The following is a 14,826-nucleotide window of genomic DNA, read 5'->3' on the forward strand; positions in this document are numbered from 1 at the left end:
TTGCGCAAAAAAAGAAAGTGAGGGGAAATAACGCGAATAGCAATAATTTGGATTCTAGCGCGATAATCAATTATCTATCATGCTAGATATGTAGCCGATTATTATCGCAAATATAACGGTTATTTACCATAAAAATAGCGATAAAAAAAACGCATCATAAACAATATGATACGTTTATAAAAATGCATATAACAGCAATGCATTTACTGCGGAAATTAAACGATTTTATTCAAACGGCGTAATATCACCAGCACCGACACGTACAATCTCAATATTGCCGTCGCTGAAATCAATAACAGTCGTCGGTTGCTCACTGAGATAACCACCGTGCATGATAAGATCGACAGCATGCTCTAATTGGTCACGAATCTCATCAGGATCCGCTTCTGTGGTCTCTTTACCCGGTAAAATCAAACTGGTCGACATCATCGGTTCACCCAAAGCTTCAAGCAGCGCTAAAGCAATATTATTATCAGGAACACGAATACCAATCGTTTTACGCTTAGCGTTCATTAATCGACGTGGGACTTCCTTGGTGCCTTTAAAGATAAAGGTATAAGCACCAGGGGTATTATTTCGCAATAAACGAAACGCAATATTGTCAACTCGGGTATAAAGCGATAGCTCAGATAAATCACGGCATAACAAGGTAAAATTATGCTTATCGTTTAAACGTCGTATTTGACAAATACGCTCCAGCGCTTGTTTGTTTTCCATTTGACAACCCAGGGCATAACCTGAGTCGGTAGGATAAACCACAACCCCACCATTTTTAATAATATCAACCGCTTGATTAATTAAACGCGTTTGAGGTGTTTCTGGATGAACATAAAAAAACTGACTCATTTTTCCTCCTTCGAGGCAGATAACACAGTGGTTATTTCTACCTCTACTCGCTTTTTCTCTACCGTCCAATCCTGCCATAACGGCACTACATCTTTCGGTAACCACAAATTGCGGCCTAATTCGGTCCATGGGGATGGATAATGAAAATCAGACCCTTGTGAAGCGAGTAAATTATATTGGATGGCGTAATCCCCAAAAGTACGTCGTTCTTGCGGTGCTTGTTGAGGTTGAGCAACTTCAATACCGTCGCCTTTCGCATCAATAAAGTGCTGAATTAAGCGCTTTATCCATTTAGCCGTCATTTGATAACGACCGGGGTGAGCAATAACAGCTTGGCCACCAGCGGCATGAATTACGGCTACAGCATCAGCAATTGAGCACCAACTTGGTGGCACATAACCAGGATTACCACGGGTTAAGAATTTCTTAAACACCGCTTGCATAGTTTTGGCATAACCTTGTTCAACCAACCAACGAGCAAAATGCGCACGCGTAATCGACGCGTCGCCCGCTAATGCCATCGCGCCTTCAAAAGCACCTGGCATTTTATTTTTTTCTAACCGAGCACCAATCTCTTTTGCACGTTCAAGTCGATGTTCGGCTTGGGCGTTAATAAATGAAACTAACTCAGGATGATTGGGATCTATATTAAGCCCAACGATATGAATATCAAAGTTATGCCACACCGTTGATATCTCAATACCATTAATTAATGTAATCGGTAATTGTTCTTGTTCAATAACGGCATGCGCTTGTGCGAGCCCATCAATCGTATCGTGATCGGTAATTGCCAACACATCAACTCGCATATCCACGGCGCGTCGAACAAGATCTTGCGGCGATAAGCGGCCGTCTGACGCTGTAGTATGACAATGTAAATCAAACAACATAACTTTACTTCTTGACTTTGTTTTTATGAACTAGTTTACTAGTACGCAATTACTAAGGATGATATTGCTCTTATCACCACAACCTTTAGCTAGTTTAAACCAATTCACCGCTATACACCTTGGTAAACTTTGGCTATAGCAGCAGACAAATAGGATAGCGCCATGTTACAGCAAATTAGTACGCAACGACCGCCTTTCTTGATTATTTATGAGTGGCAAGTAATGTTATGGCAACGGTAAAATACAGTAACATTCTGTGTTTTTACTCAAGCCTACCGTTATAGAAGGCTTTTTTTGGGTCATTCTAAGATTACTAATAACACCCCAATACATTGATTATTATAAATTAGACCAAAACAAAACATCGCAACATACTTTGTTAATAATTATCGATAAAAGTAAAAAACTAGTCTTGCTCAAAGACTCAGTTTACGCCACTATCGAACAATGAAAGCAGGATCGCATTTGTACAAACGGCAGGGAGAACGCTGTGATAACTCACTCTATTGGATCGCATATCTATAACACAACACCTGAAAACCAACATCCAATTAAGGTATTGAACCTGGATGTACCCTATCTGGCAGACCCTACTGACGCCTATTTTACACTGTGTGGTGATAGCCCTTGCCATCTACTATTAGAATCAGCCGAAGTCGATTCGAAACAAGATCTTAAAAGCTTATTATTGATTGATGCTGCCGTACGTATTGTTTGTCGTGGCAAAGAGGTGGTATTAGAAGCTCAATCTGATAATGGTCAACGCATCCTCCATATTCTAAACAGCCATCTCAAATCCGATATTAAAGCGACCTATAATACTGATACGCTGCGGTTACATTTTCCAACCCATATTGAAGCATTAGATGAAGACTCTCGCTTACGCCAAACCTCATCTTTTGATGCATTACGACTGATTCAACATGCCTTTGATACCGAAAATCATCCTCGTGATGCTTTATTCATTGGTGGTTTATTTGCTTATGATTTAGTGGCTGACTTTGAACCGCTTATCGCCGTTGATGCGGATAATAGCTGTCCTGATTATATTTTCTATGTTGCTGAAACATTATTGATTATCGATCATCAACATCAACAAGCACACTTACAAGCGACCCTGTTTGAGCATAATACCCCGGCAATTGCTGATGATCTTCAACAACGCTTAGTCACACTTAAAACCCGTTGTCTTAAGCCTCAGTCATTACCCGTTGCACCCGCTATCACTACTTGTGTCCCCGTTCCAACAATCACCGATCATGATTTCAATCAAACCGTTGCCGCTTTGAAGCAATTTGTTATTCGAGGTGATGTATTTCAAGTCGTGCCATCTCGACAATTTAAGCTGCCGTGCCCCTCGCCGCTTAACGCATATAAAGCATTGAAGATTGGTAACCCAAGTCCGTATATGTTTTATCTACATGATACTGAGTTTACCTTATTTGGTGCCTCACCAGAGAGTGCATTGAAATATTGTACCCAGTCTAACCAAGTTGAGATTTATCCGATTGCAGGTACACGTCAACGCGGTAAAAACAAGGATGGTTCAATTAATCTCGACCTTGATACTCGTATCGAACTAGAACTTCGTTGTGACACCAAAGAAAATGCTGAACATATGATGCTGGTTGATTTAGCCCGTAATGATGTTGCCCGTATTAGCCAAGCAGGAAGCCGCCACGTAGCTGATTTATTACATGTTGATCGTTATAGCCATGTGATGCATTTAGTGTCGCGAGTCGTGGGTCAATTACGCCATGATCTTGATGCCCTGCACGCTTATCAAGCTTGCATGAACATGGGCACCTTAACGGGCGCACCTAAAATTAGAGCCATGCAACTTATTCGTGAAGTTGAGCAACGTCGCCGTGGCAGTTATGGCGGCGCTGTCGGCTATATCACCGGACATGGGGATATGGATACCTGCATTGTGATCCGTTCCGCTTATGTCGAAAACGGTATCGCCAGTGTTCAAGCGGGTGCGGGGGTGGTTTATGACTCCATACCACAAGCCGAAACAGATGAAACAAAATCAAAAGCACAAGCGGTAATCAATGCCATTCGTCACGCCCATCAAGGTTAAGGAGCACAAGATGACCATCACGAAAAATCACCATAATGCCCATATTGTGCTATTAGATAACTTTGATTCTTTTACTTACAACCTTGTTGATCAATTTCGAAGTCTGGGTTTTCCGGTCACGATTTATCGTAATCATTTATCAGCGCAACAAATCGAACACGCATTGCTTGAACATAAAAATCCGGTATTAGTGTTATCACCAGGCCCTGGCGCACCAGCTGATGCCGGATGCATGCCTGAACTTATTCAACGAGTAAAAGGCAAAATCCCAATGTTGGGTATTTGCTTAGGACATCAAGCCATTGTTGAAGCTTATGGTGGTACCGTCGCTGGCGCTGGCGATATCGTCCATGGCAAAGCTGCGATGATAACTCACAATCAACACCCCGTTTTTGGTCAACTTGCCAGCCCACTCGCTGTTGCCCGTTATCATTCTTTGGTCGCAACTCATGTTCCAACGAGTCTTGAAACGATTGCTGATGTAAATGGATTAGTGATGGCGGTAGTTAATGAACACGACAAAGTCTGTGGCTTTCAATTTCACCCAGAATCTATCCTTACTACTCAAGGCGCAGAACTACTTACTCATACACTGGCTTGGGTTATGAAAGCACCCACTACATGCCTAAATACCCATTAAGGAAGATGATGAACGCTACTATTGCTAAACTTGCCGATAAACTCTACGCCCAACACCCCTTGAGCGAAGAAGAAAGCCATTTTCTCTTTGATGCAATCATCAACGGTGAAGTTGAACCGATTGTATTATCAGCCGTATTAACAGCATTAAAAATTAAAGGCGAAACCCCCGCAGAAATTGCAGGTGCCGCCAAAGCATTGGTTAAAAATGCCAACCCGTTTCCACGTCCAAATTATGATTTCGCAGATATTGTTGGCACGGGTGGCGATGGCGCGAATACCATCAACATTTCTACTACCGCCGCTTTTGTCGCTGCCGCCTGTGGGGTCAAAGTGGCTAAACATGGTAATCGTGGTGTATCAAGCAAATCAGGCTCATCAGATTTATTAGATAAGTTTGGGATTAATTTAGCCATGCCAGCTCAAACGGCACGCCAAGCGTTAGATGATCTTGGGGTCTGTTTTTTATTTGCGCCGGAATATCACGGAGGCGTACGTCATGCGATGCCAGTACGACAAACATTACAAACTCGCACGATTTTCAATGTGTTAGGACCATTAATTAACCCAGCCAAACCTAATATTCAATTAATGGGGGTTTATGATCTCGCTCTAGTTCGCCCTATTGCTGAAACCTTAGCAACAATGGGATTAAAACGTGCTGCGGTGGTACATGGTAGCGGACTTGATGAAGTTGCCATTCATGGTGAAACCCATGTGGCAGAAATTATTGATGGGGTCATTAGTGAATATACGCTTACTCCGGCTGATTTTGGACTTCAAAGCTACCCTTTAGAAGCCATTCGTGGCGGTGAGCCAGATGAAAACCGTACCATCATTGAACATATTCTGACGGGTAAAGGAACACCCGCTCAAGAAGGTGCCGTTGCCGTCAATGTTGCACTTTTATTGCGCCTTTTTGGTCATCACGATCTTAAAGCCAATACTCAACGCGCAATCACCACCATGCGTTCAGGTAACGCATATCAACTTGTAGAACAACTGGCAGCACGAGGTTAATCATGGAAACAGTCCTTGCTAAAATTATCGCAGATAAAAAAATCTGGGTCGATGCACGTAAAGAAGCGCAACCTCTCGCCAGTTTTCGTCACCAGCTTACACCAAGTGATCGTGATTTCTACCACGCACTCGCCAATACTGACCGACATGGATGCCATCGCCCAGCTTTCATTCTTGAATGTAAAAAGGCATCACCGTCAAAAGGCTTAATTAGAGAAGATTTCAATTTAGATGATATTGCAGCGATTTATAACCAATACGCCAGTGCAATTTCAGTGTTAACCGATGAGAAATATTTTCAAGGCAATGTTGAGTTCTTACCTAAGGTACGTAGCCAAGTTACCCAACCAATATTATGCAAAGACTTTATGATTGATAGCTACCAAGTCTATTTGGCGCGTCATTATCAGGCAGATGCGATTTTATTGATGCTGTCGGTACTGGATGATGAACAATACCAAACACTTGCCGCAGTGGCTGAATCACTTCAACTTGGCATTTTAACCGAAGTGAGTAATGAAGCCGAACTCACGCGCGCCATCAAACTCAAAGCAAAAGTTGTCGGGATTAACAACCGTAATTTACGTGATTTGAGTATTGATTTAAACCGTACCAAACAGCTTGCACCTGATTTACCTGAAGGTACGATTATTATTTCTGAGTCAGGGATTTATACCCACCAGCAAGTACGTGAACTCTCACCTTATGCTAATGGTTTTTTAATTGGTAGTTCATTAATGGCGGCCGACAACCTTGATTTAGCGGTTCGAAAAGTCTTATTTGGTGAACATAAAGTTTGCGGATTAACCTCAAATGAAGATGCCCACCAAGCTTACCTGCAAGGAGCAACCTATGGTGGTTTGATTTTCGTACCATCATCACCGCGAGCTATTAACCTCGACCAAGCATTGGCCGTTACCGCATCAGTACCACTTAATTTTGTCGGCGTATTTCAGAACAGCCCGTTGACAGACATTGTGACTACAGCAACAACTTTAGCCTTAGTTGCAGTACAATTACACGGTAATGAATCACCACAATATATAGAGCAATTGCGTGAAGAACTGCCTGCTAACTGCCAAATCTGGAAGGCCCACGCCATTACCGATAGCGTACCGGATCTTACCCAATGGTCGGTCGACAAACACCTGTTTGACAGTAAAGTCGAAGGCAAAAGTGGCGGTACAGGCGTCACCTTTGATTGGTCTTTAATTACATCCGAAAACAGATCAAACAGTTTACTTGCTGGTGGACTAAACCCAGATAATGTACACCATGCAGCCTCTCTCGGTTTTGGTGGTTTAGATTTAAATTCCGGTGTAGAAAGCGCACCGGGTAAAAAAGATCATCATAAATTAGCGGCAGCCTTTGCGGCAATCAAACATATTAAGGACGATAAATAATCATGAGTAAATTGAATGCCTACTTTGGTGAATTTGGTGGTCAATATGTTCCTCAAATTCTAGTACCAGCCTTAGATCAACTTGAAAATGCTTTTATTGAAGCTCAACAAGACCCCGACTTTCAGCTGCAATTTATAACGTTATTAAAAGAATATGCGGGGCGACCAACGGCGTTAACGTTATGCCAAAACTTAACTCAAGGCACAAAAACCAAGCTTTATTTAAAGCGTGAAGATCTTCTTCATGGTGGCGCACACAAAACTAACCAAGTATTAGGCCAAGCTTTACTTGCACAACGCATGGGAAAAACTGAAATCATTGCAGAAACTGGTGCAGGTCAACACGGTGTTGCAACAGCACTAGCATGTGCTTTACTCGGGTTAAAGTGCCGCATTTATATGGGCGCGAAAGATATTGAACGCCAAAGCCCTAATGTTTTTAGAATGAAATTAATGGGCGCGACAGTTATCCCTGTAACCTCTGGCTCAGCAACATTAAAAGATGCGTGTAATGAAGCGATGCGCGATTGGTCTGCTAGCTATGACAAAGCCCATTACCTATTAGGAACCGCTGCAGGCCCTCACCCGTTCCCAACCATCGTGCGTGAATTTCAAAAAATCATTGGTGAAGAAACGAAAACTCAAATTATGGCTAAAGAAGGCCGGTTGCCTGATGCGGTTATTGCTTGTGTTGGCGGTGGCTCTAATGCAATTGGTATGTTCGCTGACTTTATCAAAGAAAGTCGTGTCCGTTTAATTGGCGTTGAGCCTGCGGGTAAAGGACTCGATACCGATATGCATGGCGCGCCATTGAAACACGGCAAGCTCGGTATTTTCTTTGGTATGAAAGCACCACTAATGCAAGATGAACATGGTCAAGTTGAAGAGTCATATTCGATTTCTGCAGGGTTGGATTTCCCTTCTGTCGGACCTCAACATGCTCACCTTAATGCGATTGGTCGCGCAGAATATGGCGCAGTTACCGATGATGAAGCATTAGAAGCGTTTCAACTATTAGCTCGAAAAGAAGGTATTATTCCGGCTCTTGAATCTGCGCATGCATTGGCTTACGCATTAAAAATGATTGCTGATGACCCCGAAAAAGAACAATTACTGGTAGTCAATCTTTCTGGTCGAGGCGATAAAGACATTTTCACGGTGCATGATATTTTAACGGAAAAAGGAATTTTATAATGGATCGCTACTACAATTTATTTACTCAACTTAGTGCCCGTAATGAAGGTGCATTTGTCCCTTTTGTTACTCTTGGTGATCCAACCCCGCAACGTTCAATGGATATTATTGATACTTTAGTTGCCGCTGGCGCTGATGCCTTAGAGCTAGGGATCCCTTTTTCAGATCCATTGGCTGATGGTCCAACGATTCAAGGAGCCAATATTCGTGCTCTTGCCGCAGACACTACCCCGACCATTTGTTTTGAAATGCTAACTCAAATTCGTGCGAAATATCCTCAATTGCCAATTGGACTACTGATGTACGCTAATTTGGTTTTTGCTACAGGTATCGATCATTTTTATCGTCGCTGTGCGAATGCTGGTATTGATTCAGTATTAATTGCAGATGTGCCTGTAAATGCTTCACTTGAATTTAGAGAAGCAGCAGAAGCACATGGTATTCATCCTATTTTTATTGCACCACCTAATGCTGACGCTGCAACCTTAAAAGCAGTTTCAGAGCTTAGCGGTGGTTACACTTATCTCCTTTCACGCGCAGGTGTCACTGGTGCAGAAACGAAAGCAGAAATGCCAATTGAGCCATTGTTAGCCGCATTAAAAGCCCATAATGCGCCACCAGCATTACTCGGTTTTGGTATTTCAACCCCAGAGCAAGTGAGTAAAGCCATTACAGCAGGGGCGGCGGGGGCCATTTCAGGCTCAGCTATCGTTAAAATTATTGAGAACCATGTGGATGAGCATTCAACACTACTCAATACATTAAGTGCATTTATAACCGATATGAAAGCTGCAACACGTCAATAACCTGCAATCAGCTATTAATCGCTGTCATTGATAAAATATTGATGACAGCGGCATCCCAACCCCCCATCGAAATCGATTTTTTCATTAATTCAGTGGAACAGGTATACTCCTGTTAATTATCTTTAATGAGTTGGAACCAATGAAACAAATTATAGAATTTATTCCGTTACTGATCTTTTTTGTATTATTTAAAACGAATGGTATTTTTGTCGCGACAGGCGCATTAATTATCACGACGGCAATCCAATTGATCGTTACGTGGTTTATCTATAAAAAAATAGAAAAAATGCAGTTAATCACTTTTACAATGGTCACAATATTTGGTGGTTTAACGCTGTTTTTACATGATGAAAACTTCATTAAATGGAAAGTAACCATCATTTATGGCCTATTTGCTCTCGCATTACTTATAAGCCAACTGATGAATAAGCCATTAATTAAATCGATGCTCGGCAAAGAAATGACACTGCCAGAGAACGTTTGGTTGCGTATCAATCTAGCATGGACCATCTTTTTTGTTGTTTGTGCTATTGTAAACATTTATATTGCATTCAATTTTCCGCTTGATGTCTGGGTGAATTTCAAAGTATTTGGTTTATTGGCGTTAACACTGCTATTTACCTTCGCGACAGGTGGCTATATTTATCGCCACTTACCTAAAAGCCCTGATGATAAATAAAGTTGTATAATCGATGACTACTGAAAACAATATCCCTCGTGGACAGCTGTTACTGCGAACATTAGCGATGCCTGCCGATACCAATGCAAATGGTGATATTTTTGGTGGTTGGATCATGTCGCAACTAGATCTTGCTGGTGCGATTTTAGCCAAAGAAATTTCTCGCGGCCGTGTCGTTACCGTTTCGGTTGATAAAATAGAATTTAAAGCCCCCGTTGGTGTTGGTGATGTGGTTTGTTGTCACGGTGAATGTAAGCGCATCGGTAATACATCCATGAGTATAGGCTTAGAAGTATGGGTAAAACCCGTTGCTATTGATGGCATAGGTGAACGTTACCGCGTCTGTGAAGCGACATTTAATTATGTTGCTATTAACAGTGAAGGCCGTCCGCGTAAGATTGAAATTACTCAATAATCCTTATCAATAAAAAACACTTAATGAACACTAAGCACTAACTACGGTTGGTGCTTTTTATTATTTGCTCAAATGTACTTGTCCATGCTCAATTTTTAGTTAGTATGGTGGAATACTAAAAACAACGCGAAGAATAATTCGTTGTTTAAGCCATAACTAAATAGGGAGTGCCGACAATAATGTGGTATGTAATTTTTTCTCAAGATATTGAAAACAGTTTAGAACGTCGCATGAGCGTACGTGAACAACACTTAGCACGCTTAAAAGAACTTCAACAACAAGAACGTCTATTAGTCGCAGGGCCAATGCCAGCTATTGATAATGAAAACCCAGGCGAGGCAGGTTTTACTGGTTCAACGGTCATTGCTAAATTTGAATCACTAGAACAAGCACAGCAATGGGCAAATGCTGATCCGTATATTGATGCGGGTGTCTACGCTAATGTTATTGTTAAACCCTTTAAAAAAGTCTTACCATAAATATATTCAGGATCAACTTGTGAATCTAACTACAACAAAAAAATGGCTAGTCGCCGCTGTCTGTCTGTTTATTCTAGGTGGCTGTGCTTCGCACGACCAACAAATGGTTGCAGAATCGCTAGCACAATCACGAGCAGCAGCTATTGGTAATAAAGCACCCTACCCACAAATAGATGCTTACCAAATCACTCAAGCTTATGCGAGTAAAAACACGGTAAAAATCAACATTATCTATGGTGGTAATGGACGAGTAAAACCCACAACCGCAATAAAAACAGCCAGTGTCAATTACTGTAATAACAATGAATTAATGCCATTGTTTAAACAGGGGGTTAATTATCTCATTACTATCCGTGATGTCAGCGGTCGACAGTTAGTCTCACAAACTATCTCAGAAGAATATTGTGAATCACTAAAATAATCTGCACCGTATACTATAAAAAATCCCTAACCAATGAATTGCTCCGATATAATTGAGCATTGCTGGTTAGGGCTTTTTATTTTTTCATCCCACCATAGCTACTCTACAGGGATACTTTCCACATCAATCGCATCATTAATCTGCACTTCAAATGCGCGCAATCGCTTATAAATCGACATTAATTCAACAATTGTACTCCATGAGTGAACCAGAAATTGAAAAGACTCTTCTACTTTTCCAAACGCTCTGAGTATCTGTTGTAATACACCCAGTGTTAATGCGCCTGAAATAATGGCTGGGCCCAGTGCAATATAAGGCACGATCACGGTATATTGAATATATGACCATTTTGCGATATCAAAATACAAATAATGACGATAAAGATTAAAGTAATTTTTACGAACATTAAAAAAGAGGTCTTTCACTGTTTCTGGCTTTGCTCGCTGTGGATTATCTTCCCCAAAGACTAACTCTTTACGATAAGCGGCTTCTACTTTTTGATTTTTAAACTCTAAGCCAGGTAAGCGAATACCAACAATCGCCAATAATACCGTACCAAACAGTGCTGAAATAATAGCTAAATAAACCAATGATCGATCAACACTCCCTATCCATGGTAACTCAGTAACATTCTCACTTAACGTCCACAGAATAGGTAAAAACGCAACTAGCGTCATTAAGGATCGCATAAAGCTCACCCCAAGGCTTTCAACTATACGAGCAAAACGCATCGTATCTTCTTGTACCCGCTGTGATGCTCCCTCAATGTGGCTAATTTTACTCCAATGCTTCATATAATAATCATTCATTGCGGTACGCCAACGAAAGACATAATGGCGAACGAAGAAATCAAGAATAACGGCAATAATAATATACACAGACACGATATTGAAAAACTCAATACAACCTGACAAAAATTCATCAAATGTCACACTATTGGGCTTAGCTAATGCCTTTTGAATAAGATCATAAAAACTACCAAACCATTCATTCACTTCTACGTCTATCTGCACTTTATACCAAGTAACGTATAAAATAATGGCACTACCCAAAATCGACCATAAAAACCAGCGACGATCAAGAAAGAACGATTTAAACATAACTACACATCCTTAATGTATTTAGATTGAGTGCACCCCTTGCACTACGAATAGAATCGATTAATTTTATCGTTAATCACTTGTTGTAGTATTTGTCACCAAACAAGAAAACGCAACACACTCACCACAATAAAGGCAATATCATTTATTATAATAAACAAATTACGGTTAATTTCAGACAAAAAATCCCTCATTTACGCTTAACTAAAAATAGTATAATCGATAAGGGACTCTTATTTTAGCAATCTATTTATGATACTAAAAACTTAACTTTGGCGCGTAAAAACTAAAGCTTTAAGCCCTGCTTCTAACTCAATATCTTTAAATTCAGTAGGGTTTTCTAAACGATGAGAGAACACCATATCTGGCGCTTCAGCAGCCATGCCATCAATTAAAAATTGACTGGTTAACGTCGGATCATTAACACAGGCTAAAACAACACCTTCGGCAGTTAATAATTCAGGCAAACGACGTAAAATCTTTTGGTAATCTTTAGTTAGTGCAAAACTGCCTTTCTGAAACGAAGGCGGATCAATAATGATTAAATCATAAGGACCCATCTTGCGTACTTTACCCCATGACTTAAATAACTCATGGCCTAAGAAACTCACTTTCTTTAAATCATGGTTGTTTAAATGATGGTTATCACGACCACGACTTAATGCCGCTTTTGCCATATCAAGATTAACCACAAATTCTGCGCCACCAGCAATGGCTGCCACAGAAAAGCCACAAGTATAAGCAAATAAATTCAGTACTCGTTTGCCAGCAGCATGCTCACGCACCCAGTCACGGCCATAACGCATATCAAGAAATAGACCGTTATTTTGATTACGACCTAAATCTAATTTATAGGTTAACCCACTTTCAATGACATCTTGATAATCGGAGCTTTGTCCCCACAAAACGTCCATTGGCGAACCTTGACGATCTCGATGTTGCAGTAATAAAGAACGCGCACCGCTTGCTTGCCAAACTTCTGTTTGCGTTAATGCAGCCAACAAATCCGTCAATGCTTGCATAAAATCAGCATCAGGCTCTTTAAATAAGGAAACCAGTACTTGCCCTTGAAGCCAATCAACCGTAATTTGTTCCAACCCTAGCCAACAGCGACCGCGGCCATGAAACAATCGGCGAACTTCTGACGGTGGTGTTGCTAAAGCTGTTAATAAATGGACTTCTAAAGTAGGTAACGCGCTAATTTCCATAACATCATTCAAAGTGGTCAATTAAGGCGGGCTATTCTATACGTTGCGCTCCAGAATACCAACTGCAGGATAAAATAGAATCATTTACTCAGGTTTAGCGCGTAAAACATATTCAGCCGAATAATCAAGTAAACTCGTGGAATGTAGTGCCAATGTTGCTGATGATGAAAGGAAATGACGTGGGGTAGTTTCAGGTAATATCAAATATTGTTGAGCACGATTTCGACGATGATGGGATTGACGTTTTTGTTGAGAAACTCGCATTTTCAGCGTACGTGAATGAGCACTGCGCATTGTAAACCTCTAACTAATACATTCTGCAATATAGTATAAATTATCAATACCAAAAATAAATGCACATCCACGTTTTACCAATCGATTGCTGATAATATCATCAGTTACAGGTCAACGATTGATATTTAACTCACTCTACTATTTTTTACAGGCTAATACTGGCCATGATAACGCCCAAGGTTGCTGCCATTCAGTTAATGCTAGCTCAGCTTCAGCGGTTGACCATAACTCTCCGATAGTAGGTGGACATAAAAATTGTTGCAGCTCACCTAGATAAGGAAAACGTAAGCCATAAGCATGTAAATAGCCGCGATCTGCCGCTTCATTACCATAAATATCATCACCTGTAATACCAGAACCAACGCTGCGCAATGCCACGCGAATTTGATGGGTTTTACCTGTATGGGGTTTACATAAAAAGATGCGCCGTCCTTCACCACCAGCAGTAGAAAAAAACTGAGTAATCGCAGGGTTAACTTTAGTGGTTTCTAATTTCCAACTACTTCGACGTGAACGGGTCATATCACCAATCACAACACCTTGTTTTTTCTTTGGCTTTTTCGTCGCAATCGCTACATAAAACTTTTCAACTCGACGCTCCGAAAAATTAGCACATAATGCAGCAGCTGCCGTTTTATTACGCCCAAGTAATAGCAACCCTGACGTCATTTTATCAAGTCGATGAATGAGATACAGTTTTTTATCACCTGTTTGCTCAGCAACAGCGGCCAGTAATGGCTGATCATTATCATCTTTATGAACACTGATCCCAGGGTGTTTATTAATAACTAAGAAATCAGAGTGCAGGTAAACAAGATCAAACATAATGCAAATAACGCCTTTACGGTACAAAGATGGCGCGAGTATAACCAGCCACTCAAAAAAGAAAAGTCTTGATAATTATATTGTTCATTATCCTTGTGTATTATCAAGTCTTAGCCCTCTCAACATTAAGATAAATGCTTCTGTCGCAAAGTTTTCGTTAGATACAGACGTGTCAAATTGCAGATACCATTATGCAGCGAACGCGATAAATCGCTTCCAAACGGCAAACTTAAATTACCAACTTGCCCCCGTTTTATCTGAGTCCAAACTTCTTGGCCCGACATAGTGGCAGTTGCTCCTTCTACAGACTTCCAGCCCAACGGCACGGTAGTAATACCACCATTCCCCTTTAATATTGATATATGTTTCATCCATTCTCCATGAAGGAGATACCGGACGTTTCAATTGCCTTGCTCTTATTTCTAACAAAGGAGCAAATCTAATCACCCAAACGATTTAATGTGGAATGATCAACATTAATGCCTCGCTCAGCCAGAATTTCTTCAATTTCACGATAACTAAGCT

The 14,826-nt window shown here is 40.9% G+C and carries 17 protein-coding genes and 1 pseudogene; 10 read left to right on the plus strand and 8 right to left on the minus strand.

What is annotated here, in order from left to right:
• Positions 1-225: 225 nt before the first annotated feature.
• Both Q0V26_RS01400 and Q0V26_RS01405 read right to left on the minus strand, forming a co-directional pair.
• Positions 226-846, minus strand: a complete 621-nt coding sequence (locus tag Q0V26_RS01400) for an L-threonylcarbamoyladenylate synthase (RefSeq protein WP_297475106.1) — start codon at positions 844-846, stop codon at positions 226-228.
• The gene (locus tag Q0V26_RS01405; protein WP_297475108.1) at positions 843-1,736 is read right to left on the minus strand and encodes a PHP domain-containing protein; all 894 of its coding nucleotides are present in this window, start codon (positions 1,734-1,736) and stop codon (positions 843-845) included. The genes Q0V26_RS01400 and Q0V26_RS01405 overlap by 4 nt, the downstream gene beginning before the upstream one ends.
• Before the next feature lie 517 nt (positions 1,737-2,253).
• On the opposite strand from Q0V26_RS01405, the gene Q0V26_RS01410 reads away from it, so the two are divergent.
• The 10 genes from Q0V26_RS01410 (at position 2,254) to gspS2 (ending at position 10,874) form a co-directional block, all read left to right on the plus strand.
• Positions 2,254-3,819, plus strand: a complete 1,566-nt coding sequence (locus Q0V26_RS01410; protein ID WP_297475141.1) for an anthranilate synthase component 1 — start codon at positions 2,254-2,256, stop codon at positions 3,817-3,819.
• 10 nt (positions 3,820-3,829) lie between these two features.
• Positions 3,830-4,459: an aminodeoxychorismate/anthranilate synthase component II gene (locus tag Q0V26_RS01415; protein ID WP_297475109.1), complete on the plus strand. Its 630-nt coding sequence runs from the start codon at positions 3,830-3,832 to the stop codon at positions 4,457-4,459.
• Positions 4,460-4,467: 8 nt separating this feature from the next.
• Positions 4,468-5,478: an anthranilate phosphoribosyltransferase gene (gene trpD / locus Q0V26_RS01420; protein WP_297475111.1), complete on the plus strand. Its 1,011-nt coding sequence runs from the start codon at positions 4,468-4,470 to the stop codon at positions 5,476-5,478.
• Between the two features lie 2 nt (positions 5,479-5,480).
• Positions 5,481-6,881, plus strand: coding sequence for a bifunctional indole-3-glycerol-phosphate synthase TrpC/phosphoribosylanthranilate isomerase TrpF (trpCF, locus tag Q0V26_RS01425; protein ID WP_297475113.1), 1,401 nt, complete (start codon positions 5,481-5,483; stop codon positions 6,879-6,881).
• Between the two features lie 2 nt (positions 6,882-6,883).
• Complete coding sequence (gene trpB / locus Q0V26_RS01430) at positions 6,884-8,074, plus strand: tryptophan synthase subunit beta (RefSeq protein ID WP_297475115.1); 1,191 nt, start codon at positions 6,884-6,886, stop codon at positions 8,072-8,074.
• Positions 8,074-8,880 carry a tryptophan synthase subunit alpha gene (gene trpA / locus Q0V26_RS01435; RefSeq protein ID WP_297475117.1) on the plus strand — a complete coding sequence of 269 codons (807 nt, stop codon included), beginning with the start codon at positions 8,074-8,076 and terminating at the stop codon, positions 8,878-8,880. The genes trpB and trpA overlap by 1 nt, the downstream gene beginning before the upstream one ends.
• Before the next feature lie 139 nt (positions 8,881-9,019).
• Positions 9,020-9,559, plus strand: a complete 540-nt coding sequence (locus tag Q0V26_RS01440; RefSeq protein WP_297475119.1) for a septation protein A — start codon at positions 9,020-9,022, stop codon at positions 9,557-9,559.
• A 13-nt stretch (positions 9,560-9,572) separates the two neighbouring features.
• Complete coding sequence (gene yciA / locus Q0V26_RS01445) at positions 9,573-9,974, plus strand: acyl-CoA thioester hydrolase YciA (RefSeq protein WP_297475121.1); 402 nt, start codon at positions 9,573-9,575, stop codon at positions 9,972-9,974.
• 179 nt (positions 9,975-10,153) lie between these two features.
• Positions 10,154-10,453, plus strand: a complete 300-nt coding sequence (locus Q0V26_RS01450) for a YciI family protein (protein WP_297475123.1) — start codon at positions 10,154-10,156, stop codon at positions 10,451-10,453.
• A gap of 19 nt (positions 10,454-10,472) precedes the next feature.
• Positions 10,473-10,874, plus strand: coding sequence for a type II secretion system pilot lipoprotein GspS-beta (gene gspS2 / locus Q0V26_RS01455; protein WP_297475126.1), 402 nt, complete (start codon positions 10,473-10,475; stop codon positions 10,872-10,874).
• A 98-nt stretch (positions 10,875-10,972) separates the two neighbouring features.
• Here the strand turns inward: gspS2 and sbmA are convergent, their stop codons facing one another.
• The 6 genes and pseudogenes from sbmA to Q0V26_RS01485 form a co-directional block, all read right to left on the minus strand.
• Positions 10,973-11,974: a peptide antibiotic transporter SbmA gene (gene sbmA / locus Q0V26_RS01460; protein WP_297475128.1), complete on the minus strand. Its 1,002-nt coding sequence runs from the start codon at positions 11,972-11,974 to the stop codon at positions 10,973-10,975.
• A 266-nt stretch (positions 11,975-12,240) separates the two neighbouring features.
• On the minus strand, positions 12,241-13,182 hold the full coding sequence (locus Q0V26_RS01465; RefSeq protein ID WP_297475130.1) for a class I SAM-dependent methyltransferase: 942 nt from the start codon (positions 13,180-13,182) through the stop codon (positions 12,241-12,243).
• 84 nt (positions 13,183-13,266) lie between these two features.
• Complete coding sequence (locus Q0V26_RS01470) at positions 13,267-13,476, minus strand: hypothetical protein (protein WP_297475132.1); 210 nt, start codon at positions 13,474-13,476, stop codon at positions 13,267-13,269.
• A 138-nt stretch (positions 13,477-13,614) separates the two neighbouring features.
• Positions 13,615-14,301 carry a TIGR01621 family pseudouridine synthase gene (locus tag Q0V26_RS01475; RefSeq protein WP_297475134.1) on the minus strand — a complete coding sequence of 229 codons (687 nt, stop codon included), beginning with the start codon at positions 14,299-14,301 and terminating at the stop codon, positions 13,615-13,617.
• A 125-nt stretch (positions 14,302-14,426) separates the two neighbouring features.
• Entirely contained in the window at positions 14,427-14,672 is a 246-nt protein-coding gene (locus tag Q0V26_RS01480) for a hypothetical protein (RefSeq protein WP_297475143.1), read from the minus strand.
• Positions 14,620-14,826, minus strand: a pseudogene (locus Q0V26_RS01485) (DDE-type integrase/transposase/recombinase); the annotation flags it as partial. The gene Q0V26_RS01480 and the pseudogene Q0V26_RS01485, both read right to left, overlap by 53 nt.

The organism is uncultured Photobacterium sp., from assembly GCF_947039875.1.
Taxonomy (GTDB): Bacteria; Pseudomonadota; Gammaproteobacteria; order Enterobacterales; family Vibrionaceae; genus Photobacterium.

Bases quoted from the DNA above. Each gene is read 5' to 3' on its own strand.
- Q0V26_RS01400 (WP_297475106.1), bottom strand. From the start codon at position 846: ATGAGTCAGTTTTTTTATGTTCATCCAGAAACACCTCAAACGCGTTTA.
- Q0V26_RS01405 (WP_297475108.1), bottom strand. From the start codon at position 1,736: ATGTTGTTTGATTTACATTGTCATACTACAGCGTCAGACGGCCGCTTA.
- Q0V26_RS01415 (WP_297475109.1), top strand. From the start codon at position 3,830: ATGACCATCACGAAAAATCACCATAATGCCCATATTGTGCTATTAGAT.
- trpD (WP_297475111.1), top strand. From the start codon at position 4,468: ATGAACGCTACTATTGCTAAACTTGCCGATAAACTCTACGCCCAACAC.
- trpCF (WP_297475113.1), top strand. From the start codon at position 5,481: ATGGAAACAGTCCTTGCTAAAATTATCGCAGATAAAAAAATCTGGGTC.
- trpB (WP_297475115.1), top strand. From the start codon at position 6,884: ATGAGTAAATTGAATGCCTACTTTGGTGAATTTGGTGGTCAATATGTT.
- trpA (WP_297475117.1), top strand. From the start codon at position 8,074: ATGGATCGCTACTACAATTTATTTACTCAACTTAGTGCCCGTAATGAA.
- Q0V26_RS01440 (WP_297475119.1), top strand. From the start codon at position 9,020: ATGAAACAAATTATAGAATTTATTCCGTTACTGATCTTTTTTGTATTA.
- yciA (WP_297475121.1), top strand. From the start codon at position 9,573: ATGACTACTGAAAACAATATCCCTCGTGGACAGCTGTTACTGCGAACA.
- Q0V26_RS01450 (WP_297475123.1), top strand. From the start codon at position 10,154: ATGTGGTATGTAATTTTTTCTCAAGATATTGAAAACAGTTTAGAACGT.
- sbmA (WP_297475128.1), bottom strand. From the start codon at position 11,974: ATGTTTAAATCGTTCTTTCTTGATCGTCGCTGGTTTTTATGGTCGATT.
- Q0V26_RS01465 (WP_297475130.1), bottom strand. From the start codon at position 13,182: ATGGAAATTAGCGCGTTACCTACTTTAGAAGTCCATTTATTAACAGCT.
- Q0V26_RS01470 (WP_297475132.1), bottom strand. From the start codon at position 13,476: ATGCGCAGTGCTCATTCACGTACGCTGAAAATGCGAGTTTCTCAACAA.
- Q0V26_RS01475 (WP_297475134.1), bottom strand. From the start codon at position 14,301: ATGTTTGATCTTGTTTACCTGCACTCTGATTTCTTAGTTATTAATAAA.
- Q0V26_RS01480 (WP_297475143.1), bottom strand. From the start codon at position 14,672: ATGAAACATATATCAATATTAAAGGGGAATGGTGGTATTACTACCGTG.